The organism is Kushneria avicenniae, assembly GCF_900112585.1.
In the GTDB taxonomy this organism is placed as follows: Bacteria; Pseudomonadota; Gammaproteobacteria; order Pseudomonadales; family Halomonadaceae; genus Kushneria; species Kushneria avicenniae.
Genome location: NZ_FOLY01000002.1, coordinates 65003 through 77268, shown reverse-complemented (window position 1 = coordinate 77268; position 12266 = coordinate 65003). Strand labels below are relative to the sequence as shown.

10 protein-coding genes are annotated in these 12266 nt (G+C 61.7%); 4 read left to right on the top strand and 6 right to left on the bottom strand.

Annotated features, from left to right (window positions below):
• Positions 1-32 precede the first annotated feature (32 nt).
• On the bottom strand, positions 33-1340 hold the full coding sequence (locus BM079_RS03690) for an ABC transporter substrate-binding protein (protein ID WP_090130968.1): 1308 nt from the start codon (positions 1338-1340) through the stop codon (positions 33-35).
• Between the two features lie 352 nt (positions 1341-1692).
• Between BM079_RS03690 and BM079_RS03685 the strand changes: the two genes are divergently transcribed.
• Positions 1693-2718, top strand: coding sequence for a LacI family DNA-binding transcriptional regulator (locus BM079_RS03685; RefSeq protein ID WP_175489589.1), 1026 nt, complete (start codon positions 1693-1695; stop codon positions 2716-2718).
• Between the two features lie 19 nt (positions 2719-2737).
• On the opposite strand, the gene BM079_RS03680 is transcribed toward BM079_RS03685, so the two are convergent.
• Complete coding sequence (locus BM079_RS03680) at positions 2738-5101, bottom strand: mechanosensitive ion channel family protein (RefSeq protein ID WP_245742810.1); 2364 nt, start codon at positions 5099-5101, stop codon at positions 2738-2740.
• Between the two features lie 279 nt (positions 5102-5380).
• Here BM079_RS03680 and BM079_RS03675 point away from each other — a divergent pair, with 279 nt between their 5' ends.
• From BM079_RS03675 to BM079_RS03665, 3 genes are all read left to right on the top strand, one after another.
• Complete coding sequence (locus tag BM079_RS03675; RefSeq protein WP_090130964.1) at positions 5381-5641, top strand: type B 50S ribosomal protein L31; 261 nt, start codon at positions 5381-5383, stop codon at positions 5639-5641.
• Positions 5642-5913: 272 nt separating this feature from the next.
• Positions 5914-6243 carry a hypothetical protein gene (locus BM079_RS03670; RefSeq protein ID WP_090130962.1) on the top strand — a complete coding sequence of 110 codons (330 nt, stop codon included), beginning with the start codon at positions 5914-5916 and terminating at the stop codon, positions 6241-6243.
• 171 nt (positions 6244-6414) lie between these two features.
• Positions 6415-7413: an LLM class flavin-dependent oxidoreductase gene (locus tag BM079_RS03665; protein ID WP_090130960.1), complete on the top strand. Its 999-nt coding sequence runs from the start codon at positions 6415-6417 to the stop codon at positions 7411-7413.
• A gap of 24 nt (positions 7414-7437) precedes the next feature.
• Here the strand turns inward: BM079_RS03665 and BM079_RS03660 are convergent, their stop codons facing one another.
• From BM079_RS03660 to BM079_RS03645, 4 genes are all read right to left on the bottom strand, one after another.
• Positions 7438-9666, bottom strand: coding sequence for a TRAP transporter permease (locus BM079_RS03660; RefSeq protein WP_090130958.1), 2229 nt, complete (start codon positions 9664-9666; stop codon positions 7438-7440).
• Positions 9663-10220, bottom strand: coding sequence for a DUF1850 domain-containing protein (locus tag BM079_RS03655; protein ID WP_245742809.1), 558 nt, complete (start codon positions 10218-10220; stop codon positions 9663-9665). Before BM079_RS03655 ends, BM079_RS03660 begins: the two co-directional genes overlap by 4 nt.
• Positions 10221-10228: 8 nt before the next feature.
• Positions 10229-11350 carry a TAXI family TRAP transporter solute-binding subunit gene (locus BM079_RS03650; protein WP_245742808.1) on the bottom strand — a complete coding sequence of 374 codons (1122 nt, stop codon included), beginning with the start codon at positions 11348-11350 and terminating at the stop codon, positions 10229-10231.
• A 145-nt stretch (positions 11351-11495) separates the two neighbouring features.
• Positions 11496-12236, bottom strand: a complete 741-nt coding sequence (locus tag BM079_RS03645) for an alpha/beta fold hydrolase (protein WP_175489588.1) — start codon at positions 12234-12236, stop codon at positions 11496-11498.
• Between the last annotated feature and the right edge of the window lie 30 nt (positions 12237-12266).

Below are 12266 nucleotides of genomic sequence, written 5' to 3'. Positions count from 1 at the left end.
TCACCGCAAGCCGGTGACGAAGGCGGCATCGATTACTTCGCGACGTCGGCGCGACGCATCAGCCGCTCGGTGAAGGTCTGAGCCTGATCAAGGCCCTGATCAACGCTGGTCTGTCCACTCAGGATACCGGCCATGATCTGACCGACCCGCGTACCGATGGCCTGAAACTGCGGAATGCTGATGAACTGGATACCGGTATAAGGCACCGGCTCTGCAGTCGGGTGCTCCGGGTCGGCGCTGGCGATGGCTTCCTCGACCAGCCCGGCAAAGGGCGCGACCTTTTGATAGCCCTCGCTGTCATAGGTCGATTCGCGGGTGCCCGGCGGCACTGACAGCCAGCCGTGTTCATCGGCCACGCTCTGGATGTAGTCGGCCGAGGTCGCCCAGTCGACGAAGGTCTGCGCCGCTTCCGGATTTTTGGCCGATTCCGGCACCGCCAGCGCCCAGGAATAGAGCCAGCTCGAGCCGGCCTCGGTGGTCTCATGCGGCGCCTGAGCAAATCCCAGATGCTCATGCACCTTCGAGTTATCGGGGTTGGAGAGGTAGCCGGCACCAACCGTGGAATCCACCCACATGCCACACTGACCATTGGCAAAAAGCGTTTCCGTTTCGGTAAAGCCGTTGGAGGTCGACCCCGGCGGGCCGTACTGGGTCAGCAGGGTCTTGTAGGCATTGGCTGCGTTTTTCCACGCCTGCGAGGTCAGCTGCGGCGTCCATTGTTCGTTGAACCAGCGCCCGCCAAAACTGTTCACCATGGTGCTGAACAGCGCCATGTTCTCGCCCCAGCCCGGCAGCCCGCGCAGACAGATGCCGTACACCCCGTTTTTCGGGTCGTGTATCTTCTGGGCAAACTCCTGCATCTGGCTCCAGGTCGGATGGTCGGGCATCTCGATGCCGGCCTTCTCGAACAGGTCCTTGCGGTAGTAGGTCATCGACGACTCGGCATAGAACGGCAGGGCATACAGCTTGTCGTCAAAGGAGAGCCCCTGGCGCACGGTCGGAATCAGATCATCGACCCGATAGCTCTCCGGCAGATGATCCATCGGCCTGAGCCAGCCGTTTTTGGCCCAGATCGGCGTTTCGTAGTTGCTGACGGTAATGACGTCGTACTGCCCGCCCCCACTTGAAATGTCGGTCGTGATTTTCTGGCGCAGCTCGTTTTCGGCCAGCGTCACGTAATTGACCCGGATGTCCGGATGCGCCTCGTTGAAGGCCCTGGTCATCTTCTGCATGGTGACCATATCCGGGTTGTTGACGGTGGCCACCGTAATGGTGGTTTGTGCCTGCGCCATGCCGACACATCCCATTCCTGCCAGCAGCATGATCCATGGTGTTTTCATTGTCGTGGTTACCCCTGGTGTTGGCGGCCCCTGTCGCGAGGCGCATGAACAAACGGGCGCACCCGCTTTCTGTCATTTTTTATCATTTATCGTCATGCGCTTATCGTTAATCAGGATCGAGGGGATCGCAACTTTACGACGTTAATAAAAACGCCAATAAAACAGATATATACTGATAATTAAGACCAATTGACACATCCCTGTAGAAAAACAACATCTGTCATGGCCGACGAATGTCGCAGCTTTTTTTATCGTTTTGACCGCACTCCGGATGACAAAAAATGATAGATATTACTCAATACAGCCTGATGGTCATCGACGCATTCTTTCAGAGCCACGGAGCAGGAGCCTCATGGAGTCCTCGTCCCCTTCTACCAGAGTCCGGCTAAAGGATGTCGCCCTCGAGGCCGGCGTCAGCACGATTACCGTCTCGCGCGCCTTCAGCGCCCCCGAGCAGTTGCATCCACAGACCCGTCAGCGAGTACTCGAGACAGCGCGGACAATGGGATATGTGGCCAGACAGCGTGCCGCCGACACGCCCGAAAGGTGCCCGGTCATTGGCGTCATCAATCCGCAGCTGAACAACCCCTTTTTTCATGAGCTGGCCTGCGCCGTTTCGCAGCTGGGAGAAGCGCGCCGGATGGATGTGCTGATCATGGACTCTCATGATTCACCGGCTCAGGAAGAGGCGGCCGTCGATCGGCTGATTGCCTGTGGGGTGGACGGCATCATTCTGACCGTCATCTCTTCCGATCGGCGCTATCGTCCGGCTTACTTCGAGCGGCTGGAACAGGCAGGCATTGCCGTTATTCTGATGGATCGCGAAGTGGCGGCGCCGCACCACGGCGGGGTCTACATCGACAATCTGGACTGCGGCTATCAGGCCGGCATGTGGATGCGGCGCCAGCCGGTCGAGCGGCTGTTGATCCTGTCGGGACCGTCGGACTCGCTGGTTACCATCGGGCGGGTGTCAGGCATTCGTGAAGCGCTGGCCGGCAGCGATATCGCCCTTGAGGTGCACTACGGCGACTTCTCCATGGCGCCTGTCGGGCAATTTCTGGAAGAGAGGCTGGCCCGGCCACCGCTACCGGATGCCCTGATCGGTCTCAACAACCAGATCACGCTGGGCATCCTGAGTGCCTATCGCCGGGCCGGCCTGCCCCTGCCGGAACAGCCCGGCGGGCCGCGTCTTTTCTGCATCGACGGCATTGCCGGGGCCGAACTGCTGGGCATGGAGATTCCCTCGATCCGTCATGATCTGGTCACCATGGCCACCCAGGCCATGGATCTGATCAAGGACGCCCTGCAATCCGGCAGCCGACGCGGCACCCGTCAGGTGGTACGGGGCCATCTTCACCTGCCCGGCGACACCGGGTAAGCGTGACTACAGCGCTGGATCAGGGTTTTGAGGGGGCATCCCCCTCTGCGGGGGCGTCCGGCGCGCTGTCGCCCTCCTCATCGCGGGGTTCGGGTGGCGTTGCCACTACATCAGCGCTTTCCCGGGTGCTGCCGTCTCCCCGGCCCTGAAGATGCTCCAGCAGACCATCGAGGTTCTCGATATGAAGGCTGGTACGCGGCACGGCCAGATCAAAGCCCTCCTCGTCCATGCGTCGCTTGAGACGCAGGTTGAACTCGCGGGCCACTTCCCACTGCATGACCGGCGCGGTACGAAAGCGCGCCCTTACGATGGCCGAGCCCTCCGTAAAGCTCTCCACCCCCTGCATCTCGAGCGCCGACCAGATCTTGAAGCGAAACAGCGGGTCGTTGCGCATGCCGCCGGCGGTCTCCTGAATCATCTCGATGGCACGATCGATGGTCATGCGCTGCGGCACGCGCACCCGGAACATGGCGTAGCCGAATTCGCGCGAGTAGTTCTGGACCGCCTTGATCTGGCTGAAGGGCACCGAGTGAACGATGCCATCCAGATCGCGCAGGCGAATGGTGCGCAGACTGAGTTTTTCGACCGTCCCCAAGTTGCCGCCCACATCCACAAAGTCGTCAATGGCCAGAGTGTCCTCCACCAGAATGAAGATACCGGTGATCAGATCCTGCACCAGCGTCTGGGCGCCAAAACCGACCGCCAGACCGATGACACCGGCACCAGCCAGCAGCGGCGTCACATTGACGCCCAGATTGGCCAGCGCCACGATCGAGCCGATCACCACGATGGTGACAAACACCACGTTGCGCATCAGCGGTGTGATCGTTTCGGCCCGTGCCCGGCGCGCGCGACCGCGCTGAGAGCGCGAGGTCGAGGTCATCGCGCGATGGATGGCGGTATCAGTCAGAATCCAGATCAGCCAGCAGACCAGCACCGTCAGCCCGATACTGAACAGCGGCTGGGCGATACGCTCGCCTACCCCGCCGGTCCGGCCAAGGTTGAGGATCGAAAAACCCCAGCTCTGTGCGGCGCACTCGGCAAAGATGATCCAGCAGGCCAGATGCGCCAGCACATAGCCAAACCGGGTCAGACGACGAACATAGAGTGAACGGCGCGGCCGCTGACGCACCTGCTGACTGCTGCGACGCAACAGCCCGGTCACGATCAGGGTCACGATCATCAGTGCTGCCGTCAAAAGGGCGCGTGCAAACACCGAGCGCACATCGCCGCTGTAGGTCAGAATCGCCAGCAGCGAGGCGGCCACAATCAAAAGCGCCGGAATGTGCCAGACCCTGCCCAGCACCTGAATCAGATCACTGATGGCCCCGGCCTGACGACGGTGGCTCAGCGGTCGGTTACGAATCAGATGGCGAATCGGGCGGCGAAAGCGCACCACAAAAAACCCGGTCAGCAGCACCGCGGCAATGTTGACGATCTCGGCACTGAAGCCGGCCAGGCTGCCGCCCAGCGCCTCGGTCAGCAGGCTGGCATTCAGGGCATCGCCCAGCGCCGCCACACTGCCGATATAGAAAAGCGGCCACGCCGCCTGCTGGCGCAGAAGCCGCAGCGCCGTGCGACGATGCCCCCAGGAGAATATTGAAAAGACCACCTCGCAGACCGAGGCAAACACCATGCCGCACAGCGCCGCCCAGCCCAGCGTAGTCGCCAGAATCATGCCGGGCGTTGGCCCCATTCGAAAGGTCACCACCAGAGTACCGGCAAAGGCCAGCCCCATCGGCAGAAGCCTTCGCAGGCAGTAGCGCATCAGCATGACGGCCGTCGGCTGCTCGGGCAGTCGCTGCACCACGCCATAGTGTTTGCCCACGGCCCGGATCAACGTATAGAGCAGCAGGCCTGCCGCCAGCTGCACCGCCAGCGTGATCAGAAAATCGCGGATCAGGGACCAGCGGCTGCCGCGATCATTGAACCGACCGGACAGATCGGTCAGGGCATTATCGGCCCGGCGCTGCCAGCTCTCGACCAGACTGCGCCCTTCGCCATCCTGACCGGTGACCTCCTCGAACGTGGTCGCCAGCGCCCCCAGCAGGCCGCGCCCGGAGGCACCCGGCGGCCCCTGCGCTTCATCACTGTCGATTCTGGCCTGACTGGCCTGCCTGAGATCGCGCAGCCCCTTGATCAGCGAGGCACGCTGATCACTGTTCTCAAGCGTTGAAATCAGCTGATCAAGCGAGTCGCGAATCTGCTCCGGAGAGGCCTGCTCGCTGCTGCCGCTGTCACTGCCGCCCGCTCCCAGCCCGGCCATGTCTGCGGCCGAGGCGTGGGCCTGCGGCATCATTGCCAGCATGACCAGCACCAGTGTGGCCATTGCCCACAGCCGACGTATGCCCGTCAGCGGCCAGCGCTCTGATATCGCCTGCATTGCCTGATATTCCTTTCCATTCAACCGGAGGCAGCGTGACCTGGTCGTGGCCGTGCCACAAGTCACTCCCCGTCAAAACCGTCCTGAAGACGGGTGATCATGCCACAGCCTGCCTGATGTACTGCCCGCTATCCTGACAACCTCCCTCCGGTCTGCGTTGCCCTGCCCTTCTGTCGCCTGGTACCGGGGCCGCCCGGAAAACGGTTGAAAAAATATTGACACTGGCTCATCATACCCGGCCATTAAATCTGGCTGACCAACATTTTCGCGGAGCGCGCCATGAAATCAGGCATTCACCCCCAGTACCGCACGGTGATCTTCCACGACACCAACGCTGATACACACTTCAAGATTCGCTCGACTGTCAACACCAGCGAGACCATTGAATTTGAAGGCGACACCTATCCGCTGGTACGTCTGGATATCTCTTCTGCCTCGCACCCCTTCTATACCGGCCAGCAGCGTCAGGCCAGCTCCGAAGGTCGTGCAGCCCAGTTCCGTCGTCGCTTCGGCAACTTCGGTTCGCGCGGCGCGCAGTAAGCTCCCGAGCGGCACCGCCTGTCTCGAACGGCCCTGTTCGGTCCGATATCCCGAACACCGCAGCGCTCCTGTATGCCCGGAAGGTTTTCTCGATAACTCTCTTTCGGGCGTCAGGGCTGCTTTCTGCGCTTTCGCATGATCCCCTCCTTTTCAGCAACTCCCCTGTGACATAAATCAGACTGAAGCACGATACTGGGCATGAACCCGTCATGGGCGCTATTGTCTTATTATCAGCCATTTTGATTCAGCCACTACCCGTGAGGAGTGTTTACATGGCAGATCAAGGTTACAACGCCGCCTGGCGCATGGCCGAAGAGATGAAGGCACGCGCCCGCGCCGCACAGCCCTCCCGCCAGCCCGGCGTCCTGAAAATGCTGGGTGCCTGGATGATCTTCGGCATCCTGCTGATGCTTGGCAGCGTACTGGCTCTTTTCTTCATTGTGCTGGGCTGGGCCATGATGCCGCTGGTGCGCCATCGCATGAAAAAGCAGGCGACCCGCCACGGTCAGACGTGGCAGGGACAGACGGCAGGGAGCGGATCACACGCAACGCTTGAAGGCGAATACGAGATTCGTCGGGAACCCCACGCCCATCAGCGCTGATCACATTTTTATCCCATGATCCCAAAAGCCGGCATTGCCGGCTTTTTTAGTGTCCGGCCGCAATCTCGACAGCACCCTTGAATTAATACTGCCCCGCCCCGAAGTCGCGTATAATGAGCCTGCTAACGACATAGCAGCAGCCCACTCTTTTCGCTGTTTTCAGAGGCCACCATGTCCCTACTTGCCAATACCCGCCTGTCTGTTCTGGATCTGGCGCCCGTCCGTCAGGGCGGCAGCATCAGCGAGACGTTTGACAATACGGTGTCCCTGGCGCGTCACGTCGAGTCGCTGGGCTATCACCGCTTCTGGCTGGCCGAGCACCACAACGCCGCCGGGATTGCCAGCGCCGCCACTTCAGTACTGATCGGCCATGTAGCCGGCGCCACTTCGAGCATCAGGGTCGGGTCCGGCGGGGTCATGCTGCCCAACCATCCGCCGCTGATCGTGGCCGAGCAGTTCGGCACGCTGGCCACGCTCTATCCGAACCGTATCGATCTGGGACTGGGGCGCGCGCCCGGCACCGATGGCGCCACCATTGCCGCTCTGGGCCGCAACCCGCAAAGCGGCGTCCATGACTTCCCCCAGCAGGTTGCAGAGCTGGCCCGCTATCTGGATGACGAAAAGCCCGGACAGCGCGTCAGCGCCTGGCCGGGTCAGGGCACTCACGTGCCGCTCTGGCTGCTGGGTTCAAGCGGCTACAGCGCACAGCTTGCCGCCCACCTGGGGCTGCCGTTTGCCTTTGCCGGACAGTTTGCGCCGGGCTACATGATGGAAGCGCTTCGGCTGTATCGCACCAGCTTCCAGCCCTCCAGCGTGCTTGATGCGCCCTACGCAATGGCGGGTATTCCGGTGGTGGCCGCCGATAGCGATGAAGAGGCGCAGTATCAGGCCACCACTCAGCAGCAGAAGTTTCTGTCGCTGATTCGCGGTCGTCGCATTCAGCTGGCACCGCCGGTGCGCGAGATGGACTGGAGCCCGCACGAACAGACCGCCATTGCCAACAATCTGGGCGCCGCCATCGTGGGCGGCCCGGAGACCGTACACCGTGAGCTCGAAGCCTTCATCGAGCGTACCGGTGTTGATGAGGTGATGATCAACTCGGACTTCTTTGACCACGCCGACCGGCTGCGCAGCTACGAGATCATTGCCGGGCTCCGGTCGAACCGCTGAGCGGCCCGACCGGCATGGCAGGCGTCAGGCCGTGCCGCCTGACGCCCCCGCCCGTTCCCGACCCGCCAGTGCCCGATTGGTCATGAATACGATCACTGCAATGGCGGCCCCGGCCAGATCGGTCCAGATGCCGGGGAAGATCAGCATCAGCGCACCCGCAAGCGACAGCACCCGCACTACCGAATTGACCCGCGTCCACAGATAGCCTTCGGCGGCCACCGCCAGCAGGGTGACCCCGGCCACGCTGGTGATCAGCACCATCAGGATGTTGGTGAACGTGGAGTCAATCATCAGCATTTCGTGGGCGAACACGAACATGAAGGGCACCACGAACCCTGCAATGGCCAGCTTCATGGCCTGAAAGCCCGTGGCATTGGGCGAGCCGCCGCTGATGCCGGCACCGGCATAGGCGGCGAGTGCCACCGGCGGCGTCAGGTTGGCAAAGATGCCGAAGTAGAAGACAAACATGTGTGCCACGAACACGGCCGTATCGTTGCTGCCGGAGAGCTCGCGAAACAGCGGCAGATTCAAGAGGATCGGCGCCGCCATGGTGCTGGTGATAATATAGGTCGGGATGCTGGGCAGCCCCATTCCCAGCACGATGGACGCCAGCATGGTCAACAGCAGCGTGACCATCAGCTGAATCATCGGACTGGGAATCTGCGACCCCAGCGCTACCACCGCATCGGCCGCTTCCAGCGCGATACCGGTCAGCGTGGCCACGCCCACGATGATCCCCACCGCCCCGCAGGCCACCGCCACCGGAATGGCATTGCGAATACCGCCCTCCATGGCATCCACACAGTCACGCGCGGTCATGGTTTCGGCCACGATGCCGCGGCTGGCGCGCAGCGCATTGATAATGACCGGCACCGCAATCACCGCCAGAAGCCACAGTCGTCCACCGGAAATGGCCGGAATGTCCCGGCCCATGAAAAGCCCTTCCAGCTGGGGCTGGAAGATCAGTGCCAGCAGAATCAGCGACAGGCTGATTACCACGCGACGCGTACCACAGATCAACACCGTGGCGCCGATCGACCAGAAGGCGGCAAAAAACGGCGCTCGACCGTCGGCCAGCAGCCAGATCAGCACTGCCATGGGAATCAGAAGATGGCCGCGCTCGACCATGACCGCCCGCACCGGCGAGAGCTGATCACGCGGAATGCCCTTGAGACCATTGCGCAGCGCACGCAGATGCACCTGAATCAGCACGCCGAGATAAAAGAGCAGCGCCGGGATGATACCGGCCAGCATGACCTGGGTGTAGGGCACCGACAGCACCTCGGCCATGATGAAGGCCGCCGCCCCCATGATAGGGGGCAGGATCTGACCGCCCACACTGGCCGCGGCTTCCACGGCACCGGCAAAGTTGGGTTTGTAGCCGGTCTTTTTCATCAGCGGGATGGTAAAGGCACCGGTCGTCACCACGTTGGCAATCGCCGAGCCATTGATCGAGCCCAGAAAACCACTGGCAATCACCGCCACCTTGGCCGGCCCGCCGCGGGAATGCCCCGCCACCGCCAGCGCCAGATCGTTGAAAAGCTGGCCAAGCCCCGACTTGCCGAGAAAGGCGCCAAAAAGAATAAACAAAATGATATAGCTGGCCGATACCGCAATCGCCGAGCCCAGCAGGCCCTCGGTGATATAGACCAGATGTGACATCAGTTGACGGCCGATCGCCATCAGGATGTCGGGATTGAGCTCGGGATAAAACGACAGCCGGGCGTAGATCCCGTAGGCCAGAAAGGCCGTAGCCAGCAGCGTCAGGCCCCAGCCCGTCACCCGCCGTGTGGCATCCAGCACCAGAAGAATGGCAACAGCGCCGACCACCATGTCCAGATCCGTAATGCGACCGGCCGCCAGGATGATCCGCTGGGTGGAAAGGATCATGTAAACCCCGATGCCGAGTGCCACCACTGCCAGCACCACATCGCGAACCGGTACCCGATCGCGGGCCCCCTTGCGGGTGAAGGGATAGAGGACAAAGGCCAGCGCCAGCAGCGTATAAAGGTGGATGCTGCGCTGCTGAATATCGATCAGCGGTCCGGCCGTTGAGGTATAAAGATGAAAGATCGCCAGCAGCACAGCCAGCACGGTCACTATCCGGGCAAACAGCGTCGGCAGACTGTGGCGTATGGCGCTTTCGCGATCGTATTTTTCCAGCAGCGCCGGGTCCAGCGCGGCGCTGTCGTCCTTGCCCGCCAGACCGCCGGGGCGTTCGGCGCCGTCGCTGGGAGTGACTTTTCTGCTCATGTTGTTGTCTCCGTGACAGCGCGACATTCCACTCGCGTTTCAGACGTCAGCCAGTGCCACCATGGGCGCCACAGACTCGTGAGCACGGCCACCGTCGGCAGGCGCCGCGACTGAAAACGCAGCAGCGGCGCCGCGCCCAGAGCCTGCAGATCAAAACAGGTGCCGCCATAACCCATCCGGTAATGCTCACGTGAGGCCGCCTGAACCAGAAGCGGATCTACTGACCGATGAAGATTATCCAGCACGACCCAGCCATGTTCGAGATGGCTGACCGTCCCGGTGTCCGGTACCCCGGCGCCGAAGGTCTTGAAGCGACTGCCCACCACGTCAATGGCGTTCGCGGAAAGCTCGAAGGTTTCGATCCAGTCCTCACGCTCGACAGAGTGCTGCCAGCGCAGTGAAAACCGCGTGCCCTCGCCACCGGGAAACACGTAGCGCTGTACACTCTCGCCCCGGCCGGTCAGTTCATCGACCACCAGCCAGGAACGAGGCCAGCCCAGCATGACAGCCAGTGCCAGTACGCATGGCGCCAGCCAGAGTCGGCGACGCGGCACCCGAAGGATCAGCTGGCGTTGTTATTGTCACCATCGCTGGTGCTGTTGTCCTGCGATGCGCTGTCTTCGCGGCTGTCATAGTAACGCTGGGCACCGGGATGCACCGGCAGCACCAGGTCCTGATCCAGCGTATCGGCGCCCACTTCACGCAGGGCACCCACAGCGACCTGACCGGAGCCGAGATACTCGTCAAAGCGGCGCGCCAGCTCCTCGGCCACGTCATCACGCATGCTGGCCGGCGCAATCAGCAGATTGCGGATGGCCACGGTATGAACCGGCTCGGAGAGGTTGTAGCGCTCGGCCGCGCCGGCAGGAATGGTATAGCTCTGGTAGTAGGGATAGTCGTCCATCAGCGTCTGTGCGGTATCGCCGTCGATGTCGACAAACTTGATGTCGCGGCTCTGCATCAGGCCGGTGATGTTGCTGTTGGGCACGCCCGAGGTGAAAAAGGCGGCGTCGAGATTGCCATTGCTCATCTCGGTAACGCTGTCGGCGTAGCCGGTATGGCTGACGCGCCCCAGATCATCGTAATCAAGACCGGCAGCAGACAGGGCGATTTTGGCGCTGGCTTCCACGCCCGAACCGACCTGACCCACACCGATGCGCTTGCCGGCCATATCCTCGATGCTGTCGATGCCGCTGTTGCTCAAAGCCACGACCTGCACCACGTTGGGATAGAGCCCGGCAATGGCGGTAATATCGGCAGGATTGCCATCGAACTGATTCTGACCGTTGACGGCGTCATAGGCCACATCGCTCATGACGATCGCCAGCTGGTTGAGACCGTCCTGAATGTTCTGGATGTTCTGTACCGAAGCGCCGGTCGAGACTACCTGCACGTTGCTGACCAGCGGGCTGGCCTCGAGCACCGATTTCAGCGCGCCGCCCAGCGCGTAGTAGGCGCCGGAGGTCCCGCCGGTTCCGAACACCAGCTGGACGGGCTCTGCTGCTGCTTCGCTGCTGCCGTTCTGGCTGTCGCCGCCCTGCTGCTCGGCATTTGTGGTGCTGTCGGTCTGCTGGCTGTCGCTATCATCGCCGCAGCCGCCAAGCATCAAGAGTGCCAGTGAAGCCGCAATCAGTCCGCTCTTGTAGTTCATGGTGCCTTCCCCTGATCCGTTGGTCTTCGTCACTTGTACTCATCGAGCGCTATCGTGTGAGCCAATGTATACAGGGGTAAAGGCGTAATACAACGTGCCCGACACCTGACAGGCATCGGGCACGGCATCCATTGGTCGTATTGGAAAAATCAGGTCTTGATGATAGGGCGCTGACCCATCAGCTCACAAAGTCGTCGATGAGCTCGGCCAGTTGCTGTGGCATCTCCATCGGTAACAGATGGCCGTGATCAGGGATGACCTCGAAACGCGGTGAGGCAAACTGGCCCAGCACCAGGGCCTTCTGAGTCTGCGGCGGCAGTGACGGATCCTGATCCCCCACAACGATCATTGCCGGATAATCCAGAATGCCGACTTCGTCGACAAGATCCTCCCGGCTGCCATGGCGCGGCCAGGTCTGCCACGCCGCAGGCGAGGCACGCATGGCATCCGCTACGGCGTCGCGATATCGCGCCTCGGAAATATTCCGGGCGATCGCGCCGTCGATAAAGGCTTCGGCCTGCTCGCGGCTGTGGTCAAAGGCCTGCTGAAACTGGCGCTCCTCGTCGCTGACTGGCTGAGGGCCGGCCGGCGACGGCGCTACCAGCACCATCGAGATCAGCCATGCCGGCCGTCGAGCCGCCAGCACCATGGCCACCTTGCCCGAAAAGGAGTGTCCGACCAGCACGACCCGTTCAAGCCCCATCGCCTCAATGGTCTGCTCGACCTGATCCGCCATGGCACGAGTATCAAATCCGTCACGGTCAGCGGCATCGCCGAATCCGGGCAGATCCAGCGCGATACAGCGGTGGTTCGGCTCGAGACGCTCGATGACCTCAAGCCATTCCCGATGTGAATTACCGAAAAAATGCATCATGACCAGCGCAGTCTCGCCCCGGCCACGATCAATCAATGGCAGCATGTTTTCTCCCTGATACACGCATGAAGTGAC

Coding starts and splice junctions, on each gene's coding strand:
- BM079_RS03665 (WP_090130960.1), top strand. CDS start 6,415: ATGTCCCTACTTGCCAATACCCGCCTGTCTGTTCTGGATCTGGCGCCC.
- BM079_RS03660 (WP_090130958.1), bottom strand. CDS start 9,666: ATGAGCAGAAAAGTCACTCCCAGCGACGGCGCCGAACGCCCCGGCGGT.
- BM079_RS03670 (WP_090130962.1), top strand. CDS start 5,914: ATGGCAGATCAAGGTTACAACGCCGCCTGGCGCATGGCCGAAGAGATG.
- BM079_RS03675 (WP_090130964.1), top strand. CDS start 5,381: ATGAAATCAGGCATTCACCCCCAGTACCGCACGGTGATCTTCCACGAC.
- BM079_RS03685 (WP_175489589.1), top strand. CDS start 1,693: ATGGAGTCCTCGTCCCCTTCTACCAGAGTCCGGCTAAAGGATGTCGCC.
- BM079_RS03645 (WP_175489588.1), bottom strand. CDS start 12,236: ATGCTGCCATTGATTGATCGTGGCCGGGGCGAGACTGCGCTGGTCATG.
- BM079_RS03690 (WP_090130968.1), bottom strand. CDS start 1,340: ATGAAAACACCATGGATCATGCTGCTGGCAGGAATGGGATGTGTCGGC.
- BM079_RS03680 (WP_245742810.1), bottom strand. CDS start 5,101: ATGCAGGCGATATCAGAGCGCTGGCCGCTGACGGGCATACGTCGGCTG.